General features: G+C 61.7%; 28 protein-coding genes. 26 read left to right on the top strand and 2 right to left on the bottom strand.

Annotated elements, in window-relative coordinates; all coding sequences use genetic code 11:
* Positions 1–224: 224 nt before the first annotated feature.
* Positions 225–848, bottom strand: a complete 624-nt coding sequence (locus SX1_RS23835) for a LexA family protein (protein ID WP_081609964.1) — start codon at positions 846–848, stop codon at positions 225–227.
* A gap of 46 nt (positions 849–894) precedes the next feature.
* Here SX1_RS23835 and SX1_RS25055 point away from each other — a divergent pair, with 46 nt between their 5' ends.
* The 26 genes from SX1_RS25055 (at position 895) to SX1_RS14560 (ending at position 18398) form a co-directional block, all read left to right on the top strand.
* The gene (locus SX1_RS25055) at positions 895–1134 is read left to right on the top strand and encodes a carph-isopro domain-containing protein (protein ID WP_370670738.1); all 240 of its coding nucleotides are present in this window, start codon (positions 895–897) and stop codon (positions 1132–1134) included.
* A gap of 48 nt (positions 1135–1182) precedes the next feature.
* On the top strand, positions 1183–1419 hold the full coding sequence (locus tag SX1_RS14690; RefSeq protein WP_019053601.1) for a hypothetical protein: 237 nt from the start codon (positions 1183–1185) through the stop codon (positions 1417–1419).
* A 112-nt stretch (positions 1420–1531) separates the two neighbouring features.
* Entirely contained in the window at positions 1532–2236 is a 705-nt protein-coding gene (locus SX1_RS14680) for a DNA-methyltransferase (protein WP_019053599.1), read from the top strand.
* A 181-nt stretch (positions 2237–2417) separates the two neighbouring features.
* A complete protein-coding gene (locus SX1_RS14675; RefSeq protein ID WP_019053598.1) occupies positions 2418–2654 on the top strand; it encodes a hypothetical protein in 237 nt (78 codons plus the stop codon).
* An 11-nt stretch (positions 2655–2665) separates the two neighbouring features.
* Positions 2666–2935 (top strand): hypothetical protein, encoded by a 270-nt coding sequence (locus SX1_RS14670; protein ID WP_019053597.1) that lies wholly within the window; start codon positions 2666–2668, stop codon positions 2933–2935.
* 92 nt (positions 2936–3027) lie between these two features.
* Entirely contained in the window at positions 3028–3471 is a 444-nt protein-coding gene (locus SX1_RS14665; RefSeq protein WP_019053596.1) for a hypothetical protein, read from the top strand.
* Positions 3468–4517: a DnaA N-terminal domain-containing protein gene (locus tag SX1_RS23830; RefSeq protein WP_081609963.1), complete on the top strand. Its 1050-nt coding sequence runs from the start codon at positions 3468–3470 to the stop codon at positions 4515–4517. Before SX1_RS14665 ends, SX1_RS23830 begins: the two co-directional genes overlap by 4 nt.
* A gap of 32 nt (positions 4518–4549) precedes the next feature.
* Positions 4550–4999, top strand: a complete 450-nt coding sequence (locus SX1_RS14655; RefSeq protein WP_157410218.1) for a helix-turn-helix domain-containing protein — start codon at positions 4550–4552, stop codon at positions 4997–4999.
* Positions 4992–5636 (top strand): putative metallopeptidase, encoded by a 645-nt coding sequence (locus SX1_RS14650; RefSeq protein ID WP_019053593.1) that lies wholly within the window; start codon positions 4992–4994, stop codon positions 5634–5636. The genes SX1_RS14655 and SX1_RS14650 overlap by 8 nt, the downstream gene beginning before the upstream one ends.
* Before the next feature lie 12 nt (positions 5637–5648).
* Positions 5649–6161 carry a DUF2280 domain-containing protein gene (locus SX1_RS22710; protein ID WP_019053592.1) on the top strand — a complete coding sequence of 171 codons (513 nt, stop codon included), beginning with the start codon at positions 5649–5651 and terminating at the stop codon, positions 6159–6161.
* A complete protein-coding gene (locus SX1_RS14640) occupies positions 6148–7749 on the top strand; it encodes a terminase (protein WP_019053591.1) in 1602 nt (533 codons plus the stop codon). The genes SX1_RS22710 and SX1_RS14640 overlap by 14 nt, the downstream gene beginning before the upstream one ends.
* Positions 7746–7928 (top strand): hypothetical protein, encoded by a 183-nt coding sequence (locus SX1_RS14635; protein WP_019053590.1) that lies wholly within the window; start codon positions 7746–7748, stop codon positions 7926–7928. Before SX1_RS14640 ends, SX1_RS14635 begins: the two co-directional genes overlap by 4 nt.
* On the top strand, positions 7912–8679 hold the full coding sequence (locus SX1_RS14630; protein ID WP_167539643.1) for a hypothetical protein: 768 nt from the start codon (positions 7912–7914) through the stop codon (positions 8677–8679). The genes SX1_RS14635 and SX1_RS14630 overlap by 17 nt, the downstream gene beginning before the upstream one ends.
* A gap of 64 nt (positions 8680–8743) precedes the next feature.
* Entirely contained in the window at positions 8744–8956 is a 213-nt protein-coding gene (locus SX1_RS14625) for a hypothetical protein (protein WP_019053588.1), read from the top strand.
* Positions 8957–9273: 317 nt separating this feature from the next.
* Entirely contained in the window at positions 9274–10929 is a 1656-nt protein-coding gene (locus SX1_RS14615; RefSeq protein ID WP_255209768.1) for a portal protein, read from the top strand.
* Entirely contained in the window at positions 10926–11240 is a 315-nt protein-coding gene (locus SX1_RS14610) for a hypothetical protein (protein WP_019053585.1), read from the top strand. Before SX1_RS14615 ends, SX1_RS14610 begins: the two co-directional genes overlap by 4 nt.
* Positions 11206–12024, top strand: coding sequence for a hypothetical protein (locus SX1_RS14605; protein WP_026149790.1), 819 nt, complete (start codon positions 11206–11208; stop codon positions 12022–12024). The genes SX1_RS14610 and SX1_RS14605 overlap by 35 nt, the downstream gene beginning before the upstream one ends.
* 11 nt (positions 12025–12035) lie before the next feature.
* Positions 12036–13052 carry a major capsid protein gene (locus SX1_RS14600; RefSeq protein ID WP_019053583.1) on the top strand — a complete coding sequence of 339 codons (1017 nt, stop codon included), beginning with the start codon at positions 12036–12038 and terminating at the stop codon, positions 13050–13052.
* 12 nt (positions 13053–13064) lie between these two features.
* On the top strand, positions 13065–13514 hold the full coding sequence (locus SX1_RS14595) for a Bbp16 family capsid cement protein (RefSeq protein WP_019053582.1): 450 nt from the start codon (positions 13065–13067) through the stop codon (positions 13512–13514).
* The gene (locus tag SX1_RS14590) at positions 13514–13942 is read left to right on the top strand and encodes a hypothetical protein (RefSeq protein WP_026149789.1); all 429 of its coding nucleotides are present in this window, start codon (positions 13514–13516) and stop codon (positions 13940–13942) included. Before SX1_RS14595 ends, SX1_RS14590 begins: the two co-directional genes overlap by 1 nt.
* A 49-nt stretch (positions 13943–13991) precedes the next feature.
* Positions 13992–14243 carry a spike base protein, RCAP_Rcc01079 family gene (locus SX1_RS14585; protein WP_019053580.1) on the top strand — a complete coding sequence of 84 codons (252 nt, stop codon included), beginning with the start codon at positions 13992–13994 and terminating at the stop codon, positions 14241–14243.
* A gap of 46 nt (positions 14244–14289) precedes the next feature.
* The gene (locus SX1_RS14580) at positions 14290–14940 is read left to right on the top strand and encodes a phage connector family protein (RefSeq protein WP_019053579.1); all 651 of its coding nucleotides are present in this window, start codon (positions 14290–14292) and stop codon (positions 14938–14940) included.
* Positions 14930–15580 carry a hypothetical protein gene (locus SX1_RS14575; protein WP_019053578.1) on the top strand — a complete coding sequence of 217 codons (651 nt, stop codon included), beginning with the start codon at positions 14930–14932 and terminating at the stop codon, positions 15578–15580. Before SX1_RS14580 ends, SX1_RS14575 begins: the two co-directional genes overlap by 11 nt.
* Entirely contained in the window at positions 15580–17403 is a 1824-nt protein-coding gene (locus SX1_RS14570) for a phage tail protein (RefSeq protein WP_019053577.1), read from the top strand. The genes SX1_RS14575 and SX1_RS14570 overlap by 1 nt, the downstream gene beginning before the upstream one ends.
* On the top strand, positions 17393–17857 hold the full coding sequence (locus SX1_RS14565) for a hypothetical protein (protein WP_019053576.1): 465 nt from the start codon (positions 17393–17395) through the stop codon (positions 17855–17857). Before SX1_RS14570 ends, SX1_RS14565 begins: the two co-directional genes overlap by 11 nt.
* Positions 17850–18398, top strand: a complete 549-nt coding sequence (locus SX1_RS14560; protein WP_019053575.1) for a virion core protein, T7 gp14 family — start codon at positions 17850–17852, stop codon at positions 18396–18398. The genes SX1_RS14565 and SX1_RS14560 overlap by 8 nt, the downstream gene beginning before the upstream one ends.
* Positions 18399–18404: 6 nt before the next feature.
* Here the strand turns inward: SX1_RS14560 and SX1_RS14555 are convergent, their stop codons facing one another.
* Complete coding sequence (locus tag SX1_RS14555) at positions 18405–18821, bottom strand: hypothetical protein (RefSeq protein WP_019053574.1); 417 nt, start codon at positions 18819–18821, stop codon at positions 18405–18407.

Here is an 18821-nt window from a genome sequence, read left to right as displayed (position 1 = left end):
ACAAACGCAGATTCGCAGGGCGGCATGAACGCGGAGATAGTTTACAGGGCGGTATGTTTCGGGAAGCCGATTGGTCCGTGGCGCAGCACTATCAATCTCGCCCGCAAGGATCTTATGGATGAAGGTCTGGGAAATTACAGCGAGCATGGACGCGCGTTCTACATCACCGTGCCCGGCGATATCGAGCGAGCGTGGCGGAATGTTATTCGGAGAGCCGCATGAATTCACATGCGGGATGCGCGCCAGATGACCCGGCCGACGACGCGGAAGCCCCCGCCACTGATCGGGATTTCTTTATGATCCGGATTGCTGGAGCAAGGCACCAGCCGCGCAGGGCTTTCCTTATATTGTTTGAATGTGGTCTCCCGCTCGCCATTTTCGATGACGTAGTAGCGCCCCGGCCAAAGATCGACATCCATCGGGTCGATGATGATTGTCGAACTGTCGGGCACGACGAGATCCATAGAATCACCCTCGACAGTCAATGCGTATGCGCTCGGTGGCATCGATGGGTCCGGCGATGGAATGGATCGGCTGGCGTTACTGATGGCTTCGCGCCAGTTGCCGCCCGGCACCCTACCTAGAAGCGGAATAGGCTTTGCGGCTGGCGGTGCCTCGTCCAGCATACCCAGCCAATCCGACAATGCCGGCATCTCATGCGGCTGCACCCGGCGCTCACCTTTCAAGATTTCGGTGATACGGGCGGGCGCCAGGCCGAGGTGATCGGCAAGAGCCTTTTGGGTGAACTGCTTCCCCGCGACCTGACGGCGCAGCTCTTCAACAATGTCATCATGATTCGGCACGGCTTCACATTGCGAAAATCGTAATGAGCGGTCGATAACGGACATCGTAATCTATCCTTGCGAAAAATTACGGTAATCGTAATATGGCGAAATGCAGAACGCAGCCGAAATAGTGGAAGCGCTTGGTGGGACGGTTGCCGTCGCCAAAGCACTAGACATAGCCCCGACCACGGTATCGAGCTGGAAAACAGCCGGCCGCATACCCTCATGGCGGATGCCAGTGATCAGGGCGTTGGCCGAAAAATGCGCTGTCTCCCTGTCCGATAACGGCTTCTCTCCGACAGCTGCCTCCCCGCCTAACGAAGCTGCGCGCGCATTTCCAACGGATTAACCATCTTTACGTTCTTCAAATGTTCCATTTTCGCACAGCGGGGTCCGCATGTCTGAACAATGCATTTCTGAATCGCTCGAGCCGCACCCGGAACGTGAACGGCTGGAGACACTGATAGCCATCACCGAGAAGCGCATTACGCGTGCCGCTGTCAAAAAGCGCGCTGCCGAGCGCGATATGGACGAGGCGCTGGACGATCGCGAGGCAGCGCAGTTGCGCTTGCGCGAGTGGATCAAGGCCAATCCTGCACCGCAGATGACGATATTCGAGGTGATCGGGGCATGATGAACGCCGTCACCCTCCTCGCCGCCTGGGTGGCTATCGCCGTTCCGGCCTCCCTTCTGGCCGCCCGCTGGATGCGCGGATGCGCCGTCGCGAACGGAGAGACGCCCGGAGAATGAGCGACGCGCCGTTCACCACTGTCGTCACGATGGAACACGCCACCCTGTATCTGGGTGACGCGAACGAGCTGCTGCATCGTCTCGGCTGGGTCGACGCGATCGTTACCGACCCTCCCTATGAGTTTCGGGCGGAAGGCGGCGGCCATTATCGATCTGAGCGGCAAGGCATGGACCAGATTCTAGCCGAGGGTTTGGCGGACGGCTTCGATCACACGATCATCAACCCACTGCTCTGCGGGTCTGCTGTCGTGTTCTGCCACAACGACCAGTTGCCCAAGCTGCTTCCCTATCTTGATGGAAGCTTCGAACGGCAGGCTCTGTGCATCTGGCGGAAGAAGAATCCCCAGCCGGTCGCGAACAGGCATTACCGGCCTGTGATGGAAATCTACATCCACGCATGGAACCGCGAGTTCTACCCGCGTGGTACCCTGATGGATTTAGATCGCGAGATCATCGCGATGTCACCGAGGGGCGATGCGAAATTCGGCCATCCCACGGTCAAGCCGGATGCGGTGATGGACAAGATCATCCGCAACGTGGCGGGACAGATCATCTGCGATCCGTTCATGGGCACCGGCTCCACTGGCGTCGCGGCGGTGAAGGCCGGCCGGACGTTCATCGGGATCGAACGCAATCACAAGCATTTTGCAACCGCTGTCGAGCGGTTGGCCCAAGCGCACGAGGATCGCGTGCCACCCTGACGAGCTACCCCCTTTCGATGTTCAGGTGCGGACGCCGCGTCGGCCCGCGCGCAAACAAGGACACGATGTCCCTCCTGGCCGGTTTCCGGCGGTCTAAAGATCAGGGGCCAAGCGGTTCGATAGGGGGGAGGCATACGCCGCAAATCGTGACCACCGACGCACAATTTTTGAGGAGATTACCGTGAGCGACATCCACCCCGCGCCGGCAGAGTTCTCGGCCGACCAGATCGCCGCCGACGCGATCCTGCGCTACTTCCACTATTCGCACCTGCCGACCGTCCTTCAGGCGGCTTCGCGCCCCTTCTGCGAGCTCGCCCGGCACATTGTCGAAACCCTGCCCCGCAACCCGGAGCGTACCGTCGCGCTGCGCAAGCTGCTCGAGGCCAAGGACGCGGCTGTCCGCGCCAACGTCAACTGAAAGGAAAAGACATGACAACCACCATCACCGTCGTCACGCACGGCTGGCCCGTCGCCGTTACGACTTCGAGCGAGCACAACCACAGCGACGAACGCCAGCAATCGCACGGTTATCACACATCAACCGTGTTCGTTGAGAAGGGGTCGAAGGCTGACTTCCATATCAGCCAGGACACTCAGATCAGCGTGCGCGAACTGGCAGCAGATGCGGAGGGGCTATACTCCAAGGACGCTGTGCTTGTGGCCACTGACGCGGCGCCGATTGCTGACAGCGAAGGCTGATCTGACCGGACCCCGGCCATGCGACGGGGCGAGGCTGAGATCAGCGGGTGCATCATGATTATCGAACTGCCCTATTGCCAGGAGCGCGCATCATGTCGCGCATGACGCCGCGCGCGCGGCTGGAAGCGCGCCTGATCGCGGAAGGGAAGCTGTTGCCCCGCGATGCCGCCCCTGCCCCGCTCAAGGGCAAGGATCGGCTGTTCGCGCTTGGCCGGCTCAAGACAGGCGAGAAGAACAAGACAGAGCAGCGCTATGAGGATGAGGTGCTGCGCGTTGGGATAATGACCGGTGGCGTACTCTGGTATCGCTTCGAAGGCGTGAAGCTACGCATCGCCGATAGCACGTTCCTCACGGTCGACTATGCGGTGCTACCGACCGATGGCATCCTGACAATGGTAGACGTCAAGGGTGGGCACGCCGTCATCCAGGATGACGCGCGCGTGAAAATGAAAGTGGCCGCGGAGGCCTATCCGTTCCGCTTTCAATTTGCTTATCCGGAGAGCGGCGGCTGGACCCATGAGGATGTCGGCAGATGAGCTGGGAGGCTGAGAACTGGGCACGCCAGCAGCGGACCGGCGATCCGGTCACCAAGGCTGTGCTCGTAGGCATTGCCAACTGGATGAACCCCAAGGGCGACCAGTGCCAGGTGTCGATGCGTCGGCTGGCGGACGAGGTTGAGATATCGATCCGGACGGCGCAGCGCCATGTGCAGCGCCTGGAGGAAATGGGGTTTGTCGAGAAGTCAGGCGCGGTGCGCAGCGACGGCGGACAAGGCTGGAACAGCTTTCGATTTCCCGGCTACCGGCCACCCAAAGTGTCGCACGTCGCACCGCCTGGAAAGGCATCTGACCCCCATGACAAATTGACAGGGGGGGAGGGTGACAAATTGACGCCCCCCCATGACAGATTGTCACCCTCCCCCGCGTCAGATTGTCATGGGGAGGGTGACACAGCTATGTCGGGGGAAGGATCTGATAAGGATAATAAAACCCCCCATAGCCCCCCAAGGGGGGATGATGATGCTGGAAAGCGCAATCGGGGAACAAGGATACCAGAGGATTGGAAGCCGCCTGCCATCACCGCATTGCCGCCAGCCGCCAAGGCCAAGGCACGGCAGTGGCCGGCTGGTGCGTATGAGGCCGAGGCCGAGGCCTTTCTGAACTTCTGGCGGGGCGAGGGGCGCGCCGGGTCGCGCAAGCTCGACTGGACCCGCACCTGGTGCAACCGGATCAACGAGATCACCGGAAGGGTGTTGCGGGATGCCCGGTCCGGCGTTCGGCATAGCGCGCCTGCTACCAGTCCGGTGCAGCCAGCCAAGGCCCACGACACCAGCCGGGAGAATGCAGCCGCTGCGAAGATCAGGGCGCTGGTCAAGGTGCGTGTCGGCGATCAGGTCTATGGTCAGTGGGTCGCACCATGCCGCTTGGACATCGACGCCGGAACGGTGACGGCCGTCGCGGTCAGCAGCTTTGCGAGCAATTATCTGCGGGACAATTTCGGCAATGAGATCGGGCAGGCGATGCACACGGTGCTCGGCCCTGATGCGGATCTGCGCTTCACGCATGAAGCGCCGCCGGCGTGATGGGGCAAAGTGAAGAGAAGGGGCGCAGTAGCATGATCAGGGAGCCTGTACCGGGGCGGGTACTTACCAATCGCGAGACGATCCTGATGGGGATCATCCGGAAATGCACGGACGCGAGTGCGCCGATCCCGACGATCGATGACATTGCCGACCGGCTTGGCGTTGCCAATGGAGGCACTGTGCCGGAGATATTCCGGCGGCTGCACGACATGGGTCTCATCATCAACGAGTCCTTCCAGCGCGGCCGCCGCGTGTGCCTCGTGGAAACCGGCAAATGGTCGGCGCTGCCGCTCAACGCCGCTCCGCATTGGCGCAACCGCCCCAAGAGCGTGCCAGCGCCCGCGCCAGTCACTGTTCGCGCGCGTCGCCCGGACATAGCCGCCGAGATATTCACTGAGGCCGCGCGCCTTGGGAAGCCGGCCGTCGAATATCTGGCGGACCTGGTATTCGTTGGCTGGGAGGTTGAGAAGAGCCGTGGCTAAGCCTGCCACCCTCCAGCGCCCGATACCGCCGGCTGATCTGGTCGATCTGAACAGCCTTGCGATGCCGGATCGCTTCGTCCCTGCGCCCGACGTGCGCGAATGGATCGAGAATGCCTTTCTGTATGACGATGCGCCGCTCCACAACCCTGACCATCGTCACCTGATGGACGCGGAGCTGGGTATAGTCTGGACCAACAGCGACAACGTGCGGAACATGCGCGTGGTGCTGGGCCAGGCGGAGTTAATGCCGCCCATGGCGATGGGCAAATGGGCGCGTGCGCGAGCCTGCCAGCAGATCGAGGAATGGTTCGGAAGCATGCCTGACTTCCTGTTGACCTTCTCCGCGCCCGCCGCCGCCGGCATGGACGATGCTTCCTTTTGTGCGCTGGTCGAGCACGAGCTGTATCACTGCGCGCAGAATGTCGACGTGTACGGGATGCCCAAGTTCAAGAATGACGGCACACCATCCTTCGGCATTCGTGGCCATGACGTCGAGGAGTTTGTCGGCGTGGTCGCCCGCTACGGTGCATCCGCCGCCGGCGTCATGCCAATGGTCGAGGCCGCGCAGCGCGCCCCCCTCATCGGCGCCGCGTCGATCGCCGGCGTTTGCGGCACCTGCCTGCGCCTTGTGGCTTGATTGGACTAGATAATGGCCCGCGCTGGCAAACCCATTCCGGAACCGGTGAAAGTGGCGATCATACAGGCGCTCGCCTGCTTCGACACGCCCTCGACCGTTGCAGCGGCCATCAAGACGGATTTCGGCCTGACGATCAGCCTGCAGGCGATCGAGGCACATGACCCAACCAAGCGCGCGGGCCGTCGCCTCGCCAAGCGCTGGCGGGAGATATTCGAGGAGACTCGCGCCCGTTTCAAAGAGGATATGTCGGAGATCGCCATATCGCACCGGGCAACGAGGTTGCGCGCGCTCGACCGTATGGCGCGGGCCGCTGAAACGCGCGGCAACTATCCCCTCGCCGCCAAGCTGATCGAACAGGCGGCGCGAGAGGTGGGCGGCGGCTTCACGAACAAGGTCGAGGTGACAAACCCGGACGGTAGCCTGCGCGATAACAACGGTCTGGACGAGGTGTCGCGCGCGGCGCGCCTCGCGGCCCTGGCGGCAGCGTTCAACAAAGCGCAGGGCGGTGACGATGCTGCCGGTTGATCCCGCCTATTGGGATGCGTTCTGGGAAGCGGCGACACAGGAACAGCGCGACGAGCTCATGTGGCTGCTGGATCAGGATCTGGCGAAACATATCTGGCGTGCGCAGGTCGGCCGACAGAGCGAGGCGGCGGACAGCCGCGCCTTCATTATCGGCTATGGCGGCTCTGCGGGTGGTGGCAAGTCGGACCTGATCGCAGGCCTGGCGCTAACCGAGCATCAACGCACCTGCATCTTCCGGCGCGAGAAGGCGCAGACGGAAGGCATCGTCCAGCGCATGACCGAGATCCTGGGCAACACGAACGGCTATAGCAGTCAGAAATCGATATGGCGCACCACGACGGCGGATGTCGCGCGCCTCATCGAGTTTGGCGGTCTCGACAATCCGACCGACCACCAGAAGTGGCAGGGGCGCCCGCACGATCTGAAGGCCTATGACGAAGTGACCGAAATGCGCGAGGCGCAGGTGCGCTTCACCCAGGGCTGGACGCGATCGAGCGACCCCAAGCAGCGGTGTCGCGTTCTGAAGACCTTCAACCCGCCCACGACGGCAGAGGGCCGCTGGGTGATTGGCTATTTCGCTCCATGGCTGGAAAAGAACCATCCCAACCCGGCCAAGCCCGGCGAAATCCGCTATTACAGCACAATCAACGGCAAGGACTTCGAGTGCCCCAACGGCGAGCGGTTCGTCATGTTCAAGGGTGAGCCGCTCTATGACTTCGATCCGACCGACTTCCGGCCAGAGAAGATCATCACGCCCAAGTCGCGGACCTTCGTGCCCAGCCGCGTGACGGACAATTACTTCTATGTCCGCTCGGGCTATATCGAAACGCTGCAATCGCTGCCCGAGCCCCTGCGATCGCAGATGCTGAGCGGCGATTTCAATGCCGGCGTCGAGGATGATCCCTGGCAGGTTATCCCGTCCGCCTGGGTAGAGACGGCCATGGCGAGGTGGAAGCCCCGCGAGGTCAAGGGCGAGATGGACAGCATCGGCGCCGACGTTGCGGCGGGCGGCGACGACAATATGACGATCTACTGCCGTCACGGGCTGTGGTTCGACAAGCCAATACGTATTCCCGGCCGCGAGATTCCGCAGGAGCGTGGCGGGCCGATCGCGGCTGGCCATATCATCATGAACCGCAAGGATCGCGCGCCGGTGCATGCCGACGTCGTCGGCTGGGGCCTGTCCTGTTGCAACTTCCTCACTGCCAACGATGTCCAGACGATCCCGATCAACTTCGCCAAGGGATCGAATGGAAGGACGCGCGACGGAAACCTGTCGTTTTTCAACCTGCGGGCAGAGGTGATTTGGCGGATGCGCGAGGCGCTCGACCCGGAAAGCCCGGACGGCCCGGTAGCGTTGCCCCCCGATCCGCTGCTGAAGGCGGACCTGTGCTCCTATCGCTGGGAGCTGCGCCCTGGCGGCATCTTCATCCAGCCCAAGGATGAACAGAAGAAGCTGCTCGGCCGATCGCCCGACGATGGCGACGGCTGCTGCATGGCGAACATCACCACCATGAAGGCACAGACGTTCGAGCAAATGCTGAGCAACGTGCGCACCGTGGATCGCTACAAGGAGCTGGACCTGTGAACGAGGATGACGAATTTCAGATGTATCTGCGCGGCATCGCCAAGCCGGACACCGATCACGATTATGTGCGGCGCAATTATGGGGCGCTCAAGGCGGCGTATCTGCGCAATGGCGTGGTGAAGCTGCCTGAAGTTGAGGCGGTGCCGGTGCAAAGCGATCGCTATGGGGAGTTGGATTGATGTTCAAAGCTATCTTTTTTGCAATGATCGTCCCGGCATCGAAACTAATGAGTCCTGTCGCATTCAATGGCCGTGTTATTCAAACGGCATGTACCGATTCGTCAAATCAGTTGGCCTCTTTATGCGCCAGATGATTCCAGCACTCGCGCTCGCGATAGCAATGATCACCGATCCAACGAAATGGCTTGTTGCGCTGGGCGTGATGGCCGATCCGCATTTGGTTTTGCCAACGGTATGGCGGCAAAGCATCTGTTTCGCTCTGCTCATGATCTATCTATTTAACTGGTTTCACCGAACCCGTATCGCTTATGAAGGCGATACCATAGAGCGGGAAATTGCTCGAAAGCTTCAGGATCTTCGTGCAACTGGCCGGGCTCAAGCGCTCTATGAACAGGAGCGCGCTGACATCCCGAAATCTGATAAGGATTTGCATATGGGTGATCATTACGAGAACAATGGCACCGTCCATGGTAACATGGGCCCAACCCATAATCATTATGGGAAACAGCCGTTTCAGATGACACAATCTGTCATGGAAGAGGTTGCGACGCATTTGGGGGGGCTTGATGAAATTGAGGTTGATTGGATCGGCACACCGCAGTCGCGTGCCGATATGCAAAAGCTCGGTGACTTTCTTGAAGCCCGAGGGATCAAGATCCGCAGAGGTGGCGGTATTGGTATGTTGATTCCTCCGCTGTCCACTCCAATAGAGCTGCGCGGCAATAAGTTGCTGGTCGATTCAACGAAGTAGATCTTAGTACAAAATCAGCTTCACCGTGATCGTTCACAGCTCACCCACGGATAGGGAGAACCCCATGAAGCGCTTCTTCACCACCTTCGCACTGCTCGCCGTGTCCGCCTGTCTGGGCGTCATATCCTTCGCCTCCAGCGCTGTCGCCGCCGTCGATCGAGCGATGGACTTCGCCTTCAACCTGCTGCCCGATATGCGCAGCACCAAGGCATCCTTCATCATGGACAACGGCCATCCGCGTTCGCCACTGGCATCGATGCGTGCCAGCCTGGCCTGAGGTCAGCGCCGATACAATAGAGGGGCGGTCAGCGATGGCCGCCCTTTTTCGTTCCGCGCCGTCGATTCAACCCAATAGCGCCGCGCCATATCCCTGCCCCCGCAATCCAGCGGGAGACAGGCCATTTGCACATCAGCCCCCGACGTTCCGACCGTCCCGGAACGCCAGTCGGTGCAGCTTCCCGACCAGGGCGCTGATCCGGTAAAGGATCGCGACGCCCGCCGTCGCCGTCGCGCCACGATCGCGGGCATGATGACCAGCCCCTCGGGTGCGCTCGGCACCGCAAACACGTCCGCGACGTCGAGCACGCTCGGCTGATGGCGTCGATCCGGCAGGATTGTGAGACACGTCTCACCGGCATGAAATCCATCCGCTCGGACTATGAGGCGGAATGGAAGGAGATTGCGCGCTTCTGCCAGCCTGCCCGGTCCCGCTTCCTGAACGGTGACACGAACAAGACGGCTCGACGCGCGCGCAACGCCCGGCTGTACGATGAATATGCGATCGGCAGCTACCGCACGCTCGCCAATGGCATGACGTCGGGCCTGTCCTCGCCCTCGCGGCCCTGGAAGAAGCTCTCCACCTTCGATGACGGCTTGCTGGACGAGCCCGACGTGCGCTTCTGGCTGTCCGAGGTCGACCGGCTGATGGACGCCTTCTTCGCCCGCACCAATTTCTACGGCGCGGCAAAGACGGGTTATCACGAGCTCGGCCTGTTCGGCACCGAGGCCTGCGTCATGATGGAACATGATCAGGTGGGCATGGTGTGCCACCCCCTGACCGCGGGCGAATACTGGATTTCCATGTCCGACGCGATGGTGCCGGATACGCTTTACCGCCGCTGCCCGATGACCGCGCGCCAGGCGGTGCAGTCGTTCGGCAAGGATCGTGTCAGCAGCGCCGTGCTTCAGGCGTACGACACGTCGAACCACGAGCAGCTGGTCGATGTGTTCCAGGCGATCGAGCCCAACCCGCAATGGCAGCCGGGTAATCCCTTCTCGCACCGATTCCGCTCCGTCTATTGGGACGAGAAGGATCAGAAGGACCGGGTGCTGCGCATCTCGGGCCATCACGACCAGCCCTTCTACGCCCCGCGCTGGGATCTGACCGGCTCCGATATCTATGGCTACAGCCCGGCCATGGAAGGGCTTGCCTCGATCCGCGAGCTGCAAATGCAGAACAAGCGCGAGAATGAGGCCATCGACGGCATCGTCAAGCCCGAGAAGGTCACCAAGCCCGGCCTTAAGCTGACCGGCCAGCCGGGCAACATCGTTTCCGCCGCCGACGTCGACAAGGATGCGGTGATGGTGCCGTACCAGATGCCGTGGCAGGCGATCGAGCAGATCTCGAACAAGATCGGGCGGCTCTATCAGCGCATCGATGCCACGTCCTATGCCGACCTGTTCATGGCGATCACGAACATGCAGGGCATCCAGCCGCGCAATATCGAGGAGATCGCCGCGCGCAACGAGGAGAAACTGACCCAGCTGGGCCCGACCATCGAGCGTGTAAACAACGAGAAGCTCGCCGTCGCGATCGATCGTGTTTTCGGAATCATGATGCGCGGCCAGATGCTGCCTCCGATCCCGGAGGCGATGCAGGGCCAAAGCGAGATCAAGGTCGAGTTCGTCTCGATCCTCACGCAAATGCAGCGCATGGTCGGCCTGGGCCAGATCGAGCGCACGGCGTCCTTCGTCGGCAACCTGGCCGGCGCGTTCCCCGATGCGGCTGACAAGCTCAACACGGACGAGATGATCGACGAATATGCCGATCGCGCCGGCACGCCGCCCAAGCTGATCCGCACGGCCGAGCAGGTGGGCAAGCTCCGCCAGCAGCGCGCGCAGCAACAGAACCAGGCGCGCATGGCGGAGATGATGCCCGCTATGCAGCAAGGCGCGGACGCGGCCCGACTGCTCTCCGAAACCGACGTCAACGGCCAGCCGATGCTGGACACGCTGCTGGGGGCAGGATGACCCAGCAGGAAAAGGACATGGCCGCCCTGATGGCGCTGCCGGAATTTCGCCGCTTTCTGTGGCGGTCGATTCAATCGAGCGGAATTTTCGCTCAATCGACGAATGGGGCTGATGGTCGCGATCTCTCATTCGCAGAGGGGCGGCGCAGCCACATGTTCGCGATCCTGAGCGACGTCGAGACCGGCCAGCCCGAAACGCTGCGCCATCCCAACAGCATCATGACGCTGATCGCCGTGCTGCGCGAGGAAGCGAACCCAGCCCCGAAGGAGAAGAAGAGTGCAACTGGTCGGTATGACGAACTTCCGGAATAGCCTGCTGGCTGGCGTCGCGATGACGGCGGCGGAGCGGCGTGCCGGTCGCTTCATGCGCGCGCCGGACCATCCGCCTGCCGATCCGGCACCGGCTGCGCCCGCGCCAGACCCAGCGCCGCCTGCTGATCCCGCACCTGCTGATCCCACTCCAGACCCAAAGCCTGCCGATCCAGCACCCGCTGATCCGGCCACGCCGCCTGCCGATCCCGACGACGTCGACGATACAGCGCTGGGCGGGAAGAAGCCCGACGCGCCAGCCGATCCTGACCCGGCCGCCCCGGATGAGCCGCCGGCGCATGTGATTCCTGAAGCCTACGAGCTCACGGCCCCTGAAGGCATGACGATCGATGCCGATCTTCTCGCCGAGGCGACGCCGATCTTCAAGGAAGCGGGTCTGTCCAACGACCAGGCGCAGGCGATCCTGCCCGCGGCCAAGTCCCTCGTTGAAAAGACCCAGCAGTCGACCATCCAGGGCGTCATCGATGCCGGCAACCAGCAGCGCAAGGCCTGGCTGGATGCGGCGAAGGCCGACGAGCAGATCGGCGGAAACAAATGGGATGCGAGCCTGGGCAGCGCTGCAAAGGCACTCGATGCGCTCGGCTATCCCGAGGGGTCCGATTTCCGGACGGCCCTCAATGAAACCGGCTTCGGCAACCATCCCGAGATGATCCGCATCTTTGCGCGGTTTGGCGGGATGGTCGGCGAGGATGGTGATTTCGTTCGCGCGGATGCAGGCGCGCCAGTGAACGAGCCTGCCTGGAAGCGCCTCTATCCTAACGATTAAGGAGACTTGGAATGGCCGTTCTCGGCACGACTTACTGGAACCTTATCGACGTCATGAAAGCGGGCGGCGATAATATCGGCGACGTCGTCGAGGCGCTGGTTCAACTCACCCCGTTCATGCAGGATGCGAACGTCATCACCTGCAATGACGGGACGAAGCACCGCAACTCGATCCGCACCGGCCTGCCGCAGGTGTCCTGGGGTGCGCTCTACCAGGGCATTGCCCAGAGCAAGGGCAACTATACCCAGGTCGAGGACACGACCGGCTTCGTCGAAGGCCTGTCGAGCGTCGACGAGCGCCTGCTGGAGCTCAAGCCAGCCGAGGCGGGCAAGCTGCGCATGATGGAAGGCCAGGGCTTCCTGGAGGCCATCGCGCAGACGATCGACAGCGCCATCTGGTATTCGAACGTCGCGATCAACGGCAAGCGCTTCCACGGCCTCGCGCCGCGGTACAATTCGCTGTCGAATCCGAACGTGGTCAATGCCGGCGGTGTCGGTGGCGATAACACGTCGATCTGGTTCGTCACCCATGGCGACATGCAGACGTCGGTGATCACGCCGGAGAATATCGCGGCTGGCGTGAAGCGCGAGGATATGGGTCGCCAGCGTGTGCTCGATGCGAACAACAACCCATATTATGTGAAGGAAGAGAAGTTCACCCAGCATGTCGGTATTACCGTCAAGGACTGGCGCTTCAATTCCCGCGTCTGCAACATCGACGTGTCCGACGTGATCGCCGGGACCGTATCGATCAACTCGTTCATGCGGAAAGCCTATTACCGCATGCACGGGCGGCGTTCGTACAAGATGGAGCGCGAAGGCCAGGTCAGCCCGGGCCGCACCGCCATCTACATGAACAAGACGCTGATGGAGGCGCTGGACGCGGAGGGCACCAACGCGCGGCCGGGTGTCGACAACTTCGTTCGCCTGAAGCCGATGGAGCTTCAGGGCGAGGAGGTCCAGTCGTGGCGCGGCATGCCGATCCGCGAGACGGACGCCCTCCTCAACACCGAATCGCTGGTCGCATAAGGAGATAGTGCGATGATTTTCGATAACACGCTGCTCTTCAGCGACGCGCAGGCGATCACGGCAGATGCCGCGTCGACCAACGTCGTCGATCTGGGAGCGACCGGTACGCCCTATGGCGACACCCGCGCACTCGTTCGCGACATTGGCAAAGGCTCCCCCAAGGTGCCGCTGTGGGTGTCGGTGACCGAGACCTTCAACAACCTCACCAGTCTGGAAATCCTGCTCCAGGTCGATGATAACAGCGCCTTTGGTTCCCCCAGGACCGTGTCGCGGTCGGGTGCTATCGCATTGGCGGATCTGACGGCCGGCAAAGCCATCGACTATCCAGACTATGTGCCGCAGGGTGCGAATGAGCGGTATTTCCGCCTGTTCTACGACATCACCGGCACGGCCCCAACCACCGGCAAACTTACCGCGGGTGTCGTCGCGGATCGGCAGACCAACTTCATCGGAGGCCAGTAATGAGCGAGATGCGGACTTACCGGGCGCGTGAACGCGGCTATGTCGATGATCGGATGGTCGAGGAGTATGATGTCTTCACGACCACTGCTCCCAAAGGCAAGTGGATGGCGCTGCTCGATGACAAGGGCAACGAGCTGCCCGACCCTGAGCCGGCGCCGCCGGTCGATGCCAGTGCCGAGGCCATCGAAACCGTGCGTCGTGAGCTGACGGAGAAGGCGAAGGCCATCATCGACGACATGCGCAAGGACTTCGACGCCAAGCTGAAGGCCGAGACCGAGCGGGCCGATGCTGCCGAAAAGCAGCTGGCGGGCGCGGACGAAGCGGCTGACAAGGCGACGCAGCGGGCGGAGGCGGTCGAGAAGGAGCGCGACGCCCTGAAGGCCGAAGTCGAGAAGCTGAAGGCCCCGGCGACCGGCGCAAAGAAGTAAGCGATCTGGCGGGGGTTCAGGCTCCCGCCAATTTTAAGGAGGAGCGCATATGCCCCCGTTCAACAGCGCCTATTCGACTGGTGTTTCCTATACCGCCTTGCCCGACATCACACCCGATGCCGACAATGATCTCCCTGTCCCCGTGCGGTTGATCGACGTAATCGGCGGTGGCGATGTGACCTTTCGCGACGGCCGCGGGAGCCTGGTCGCGATGACTGGCCTGCCTGCCGGCTATATCATCAAATGCGTCGTCACGCGCGTCGTGTCGTCGACCGCGACCAAGCTGATCGGTTACCCCTGACGCTCAGTCGATTCAACACGGCCCGGCGTCGCCATAGAGCGGGGCCATGGCAACCCCGGTCGGCATCTGCAACGCGGCGCTCTCTGAAATAGCGGCCGATCCCATCAACTCGATCGATGAGCGATCTTCCAGCGCTTTCTACTGCAAGATGCACTATGACGGCGTGATCGCCGAGCTGCTGACATGGACGGATTGGGACTGGGCGATCCGGCGCGTCACGCTGGCCGCGCAGACGAACGACCGCAAGGGGGAATGGCTCTACCGCTACGGCCGCCCCTCCGACATGGCCGACGCTATTCGCGTCCTTCCCTCAATCGATCAGCAGGTGGAAAGCTTGCCTGTCGTTGGGCCCTATCCGTTCCCGGCCTGGGACGCGCTGGGCAGGCTACCCTTCGCGGTGGCTTCAGGTTCGATCTATACCAATGTCGCGAGCGCTATTCTGGAATATCAGGTCAACGCTGTCGATCCGGCCGTCATTGACAGCCTCACCGCCCGCGCTGCCTCTCTGGAACTGGCATCCCGGCTGGCGATGCCGCTCAAGAAAAGCCGCACTCTCAAGGGCGATATGGTGAAGCTGGCGGAGGTGGCGAGGCAACGCGCGATCGCCGAGAGCGAGAATCGCGCGCCGCGGCGGACTGTCGATTATGTCAGCGATGCTGAATATGCGCGCATGGGGCTGATGTCCGATGGACTATAGGTTCGCGCAACCCTCCTTCAGCAAAGGCGAACTGGCGCCGGACCTTTATGGCCGGTTCGATGTCGACGCTTATCCCCAGAGCCTCCGCAAGGCGCGCAACGTCGTGGTGCTGAAATATGGCGGGGTCACCAAGCGTCCCGGCACCCGGCTGGTTGCAGAGGTCTATGACGGTTCCCAGCCGGTCCGACTGGTGCCGTTCAAATTCTCGATCGAGCAGGCGTATGCGCTCGAGCTCGGCCACGGATACATGCGCGTCGCAGCCGCGGGCGGCCTCGTTCTGAACGAGGAACTGGCCATCACGGGCGTCACCAATGAAGCGCAGGCGCGGGTGACAGCTGCTTTTCATGGCTATTCGGTCGGGCAACATGTGTTTCTGTCCGGTATCGATGGCGCGCTCGGCGAGGAATTGAACTTTCGATTGTTTGAGATCGTCGACGTCGTTGATGGCAATGTCTTCCGGATCAACGCGAACACGTCCGACATGGCTGTGTTTTCCGGATCGGTCGGCGGTGTTACGCGCGCAGAGGAACCTGATCCCGATCCGATAGATCCAATCGTACCAGATCCCGTAGAACCGGCTCCACCACCACCCACGGGCGGCGGAGGACGTCCCGGCAACCCTTATGAGCAGATTCCCTGATGGGCGTTTCCCGCGTCTTCCGCGTCGGCTCACCCTATAATGGGGTGGAATTGGAGGAGCTCGATTTCGAGCAGCAGGCTGATACGATGTATCTGGCCCATATCGATCATGTGCCAGGTAAGCTGACCCGCACGGCGCATGACGCGTGGGCTTTTGCTGACGTCGCGTTTGGCCCAAAACTATCGCCGCCATCGTCCGTCACGGTGGAAGTGCATATGCCCAATACCGATTCCGAAAATGGCGGCGCCGCCTATTTCCCGCAAAACGCTCGCTACGCCGTCACGTCGGTCGACGGTGATGGGTATGAGAGCCGATGGACTGGTTCGGGCATCGCGGCGTACAACGATCTCAGCCTTAAACGGAATTATAACTTCATCGAGTGGGGGGCTGTCGCCGGAGCCGCCAGCTACAAGGTGTACAAAGCAGATAACAGCTCTTTTTATGGCTATATCGGCAGCACGGACGTGCTCGAGTTCGTCGATGCCAATATCGGGCCGGACCTGAGCACCGCGCCCCCAGAAGCTTACAACCCCTTCTCCGCGGCCGGCGACTATCCCTCAACCGTAACCTTTTTCGAGCAACGGCTGTTTTTCGGCAGAAGCCGAAACAGTCCCAATGCGATATGGGGCAGCCGTTCGGCCGAGTTCGAGAATTTCGACCAGTCCATTCCGCTTCGACCCGACGACAGCATCGCTCTTGCCGCCAACGCCGGGCAGGTCAATGCGATCAACCAGTTGGCGTCGACCACGAGTCTGCTTGCCCTTACCTCCGACAGTCTGTTCCGGATCGACAGTGGCGCCGAAGCTGGCTACCTGACCGCAACGCCACCCGCCACCGTGCGCCGACAGATCGGTCGCGGCTCCTCGCGCCTCAACCCGCTCGTGATCGACAATGTCGTGTTCTATTCTCCGTCGGTAGGCAGTGGCGTCCGGTCGCTCAACTACAAGTTCGAGGTTGATGGACTCACGTCTGATGATGTCACGATCTTCTCGCCTCACTTCTTCGAAGACATGCACATCACCAGCTGGTGCTATGCGCAGGAACCGCGGTCGATCGTCTGGGCGGTCCGCTCTGACGGCAAGCTTCTCGCCTTCACGTGGGAGCAGGCGCAGCAGGTCTGGGGCTGGACGCTGTGCGAGACAGATGGGTTCGTGCTCTCCTGCTGCTCTGTGCCGGAAAATGGAGAGGATCGCGTCTATCTCGTCGTTCGCCGCATGATCGATGGCGTGGAGCGCACGTTCATCGAGCGCATGGCTGCGTCCCGCTGGAGCGACGTCGCGGACTGCTGCTTCCTCGACTGTGCGGTATCCTACGACTATGAGGAGCCGCGCAGCATCTTCGGCAATCTGTGGCATCTGGAGGGCTGCACGATCTGGGGCCTGGTCGACGGCTTCGTCGTCAAGGATCTGCTTGTCGCGAACGGCCGCGTCGCCCTTCCGCCTAGCGCCGGGACGGCGCGCAAGGCGACATTTGGCTTGCCCTACGATGTCGATATCCAGACGATGCCGGTCATGTTCAATGGCGGAAGCGGTTCGAACGCGGCGCGAAAGCAGCAGCCGGGCGAGATCGTCCTGCATGTACGCCAAAGCCGCAACATCCTTGCGGGCGCGGGACGGGAGGATGGCGAAGAGCCGCTCCAGCTGTTCGAAATCAAGTCGCGCGGCGATGAACCGTGGGGCGCGGTCGATACCCTGAAAGACGGCAAATATCTGATGGACTCGCCCAATGTCGTTAGCGGGCAAGCGTCGGTCTATGTGAAGCAGACCGATCCGCTCCCGCTGACATTGCTTGGCGTCTATCTGGACCCGATCATTGGGGGGTGACGTCCAGGTCGTTCCGGCCCGCGCCACCCATGTCGGGCCGATCGCCAGCCGGATCCGCGACATCGACCGCACCGAATGCGAAGCGATGGGTCATTCAGCTAAACAGGCGTTGCGGCAAGGGTTCATGCTCTCCGATCGCTGCTGGACCGCGCTCGTCGACGGTCGACCGGAGGCGATGTTCGGGGCCGTCACTGTCTCCGCGATCGATCGCCGAGCGACTGTATGGTTTCTCGGGACAGACGAGGTCTATCGCCATGGTCGGCTGTTGCGTTCGTGGGGCCAGTCGTTGATCCATCGCGCGGTCGATTCACGCTGGTGGGCGGGGAACCTAGTGTCCAGCGCCAACGGGAAGGCAATCCGGCTGTTGCAGGCCTGGGGTTTTACCGTCGAGCCTGAGGAGCAAATGGTGAGCGGCGTTCCCTTCCGTCAGTTCTGGATGATCCGCGATGTGTGATCCTGCTACGCTCCTTATAGCGGGCACGGCTGTCTCGACGATCGGTGCCGGCTATTCCGCGCTCCAGGCCAATGCACAGAACACCTATCAGGCGCGTGTTGCAGACCAGAACGCCCGGCTGTCGGCGGAATCGGCGCGGCAGGAAGCGGACAATGCGCGCGAGGCGGCGCTTCAGCATTATCGCAAGGTCGCCCAGCTGAAGGGGCAGCAGCGGGTCGCGATGGCGGGCGGCGGACTGGACGTCAACTTCGGCAATTCGGCCGATCTGACCGCGGACACGGAGATGCTGGCGCGTGAAGATGCTGGCCGGATCTATCGGCAGGGCGCGGAGAATGTCCGCGGGTTCGATATTGAGGGATCGAACTTCCGTTCGCAGGCCAAAGCCTCAAGGCAGGCGGCGAAAGGAGCCTTGATCGGCGGTGCATTTGAAATGGCTGGAACGGCGCTGGGCGGCGCTTCGCAGTATAGCAAGCTGAAGGCGGAGGGGTTTGGCGCCGGACGGCGCAACAGCTTCGGGATTAAGGCTGGCGAGATCTACTGACCTGCGTCAGTTCGTCGGCAGTGCGGAGCGCCATTTCCCTGCTAGCAATCCCATAGCTGCGAAGCCCGGCAAAAGCGGCAACATGCCGTCCGGCCATACCGACTTTAGCGCCACTACGCCTACCAGCAAGGCCATGAAGACCAACCCGCGCGAAGTCTGGAAGTTTGGTATCCAAGTCCTGCTTTCCCGCTTCCTGAAGATGTTCACCAATGCCACGAGCAGAAACCCAACGACGAAACTCGGAATAGCAATAATGCTTGCTGCGAGCACCGCGTCGACAGGTGTGTCGATGCCGTTCATGTTTCGGATCGGCATTGCGTAAGCGAGAATATAAAGCATCATCGGCCAGGTTATATATCTGATCCGGTTGCTTCCTGCCTTCGCTTTCACGGGTTCATCCCGTCGATTCAATCCCTGTGTCAT

It is taken from the genome of Sphingobium xenophagum NBRC 107872 (genome assembly GCF_000367345.1).
Classification (GTDB): domain Bacteria; phylum Pseudomonadota; class Alphaproteobacteria; order Sphingomonadales; family Sphingomonadaceae; genus Sphingobium; species Sphingobium xenophagum.
This window is presented reverse-complemented; position numbering and strand designations above follow the sequence as displayed.

Bases quoted from the DNA above. Each gene is read 5' to 3' on its own strand.
- SX1_RS14590 (WP_026149789.1), top strand. From the start codon at position 13,514: ATGAGCGAGATGCGGACTTACCGGGCGCGTGAACGCGGCTATGTCGAT.
- SX1_RS14665 (WP_019053596.1), top strand. From the start codon at position 3,028: ATGTCGCGCATGACGCCGCGCGCGCGGCTGGAAGCGCGCCTGATCGCG.
- SX1_RS22710 (WP_019053592.1), top strand. From the start codon at position 5,649: ATGGCCCGCGCTGGCAAACCCATTCCGGAACCGGTGAAAGTGGCGATC.
- SX1_RS14580 (WP_019053579.1), top strand. From the start codon at position 14,290: ATGGCAACCCCGGTCGGCATCTGCAACGCGGCGCTCTCTGAAATAGCG.
- SX1_RS14670 (WP_019053597.1), top strand. From the start codon at position 2,666: ATGACAACCACCATCACCGTCGTCACGCACGGCTGGCCCGTCGCCGTT.
- SX1_RS14640 (WP_019053591.1), top strand. From the start codon at position 6,148: ATGCTGCCGGTTGATCCCGCCTATTGGGATGCGTTCTGGGAAGCGGCG.
- SX1_RS14585 (WP_019053580.1), top strand. From the start codon at position 13,992: ATGCCCCCGTTCAACAGCGCCTATTCGACTGGTGTTTCCTATACCGCC.
- SX1_RS14560 (WP_019053575.1), top strand. From the start codon at position 17,850: ATGTGTGATCCTGCTACGCTCCTTATAGCGGGCACGGCTGTCTCGACG.
- SX1_RS14555 (WP_019053574.1), bottom strand. From the start codon at position 18,821: ATGACACAGGGATTGAATCGACGGGATGAACCCGTGAAAGCGAAGGCA.
- SX1_RS14615 (WP_255209768.1), top strand. From the start codon at position 9,274: ATGGCGTCGATCCGGCAGGATTGTGAGACACGTCTCACCGGCATGAAA.
- SX1_RS25055 (WP_370670738.1), top strand. From the start codon at position 895: ATGCAGAACGCAGCCGAAATAGTGGAAGCGCTTGGTGGGACGGTTGCC.
- SX1_RS14570 (WP_019053577.1), top strand. From the start codon at position 15,580: ATGGGCGTTTCCCGCGTCTTCCGCGTCGGCTCACCCTATAATGGGGTG.
- SX1_RS14680 (WP_019053599.1), top strand. From the start codon at position 1,532: ATGAGCGACGCGCCGTTCACCACTGTCGTCACGATGGAACACGCCACC.
- SX1_RS23835 (WP_081609964.1), bottom strand. From the start codon at position 848: ATGTCCGTTATCGACCGCTCATTACGATTTTCGCAATGTGAAGCCGTG.
- SX1_RS14630 (WP_167539643.1), top strand. From the start codon at position 7,912: ATGGGGAGTTGGATTGATGTTCAAAGCTATCTTTTTTGCAATGATCGT.
- SX1_RS14575 (WP_019053578.1), top strand. From the start codon at position 14,930: ATGGACTATAGGTTCGCGCAACCCTCCTTCAGCAAAGGCGAACTGGCG.
- SX1_RS14610 (WP_019053585.1), top strand. From the start codon at position 10,926: ATGACCCAGCAGGAAAAGGACATGGCCGCCCTGATGGCGCTGCCGGAA.
- SX1_RS14690 (WP_019053601.1), top strand. From the start codon at position 1,183: ATGTCTGAACAATGCATTTCTGAATCGCTCGAGCCGCACCCGGAACGT.
- SX1_RS14625 (WP_019053588.1), top strand. From the start codon at position 8,744: ATGAAGCGCTTCTTCACCACCTTCGCACTGCTCGCCGTGTCCGCCTGT.
- SX1_RS23830 (WP_081609963.1), top strand. From the start codon at position 3,468: ATGAGCTGGGAGGCTGAGAACTGGGCACGCCAGCAGCGGACCGGCGAT.
- SX1_RS14600 (WP_019053583.1), top strand. From the start codon at position 12,036: ATGGCCGTTCTCGGCACGACTTACTGGAACCTTATCGACGTCATGAAA.
- SX1_RS14655 (WP_157410218.1), top strand. From the start codon at position 4,550: ATGATCAGGGAGCCTGTACCGGGGCGGGTACTTACCAATCGCGAGACG.
- SX1_RS14595 (WP_019053582.1), top strand. From the start codon at position 13,065: ATGATTTTCGATAACACGCTGCTCTTCAGCGACGCGCAGGCGATCACG.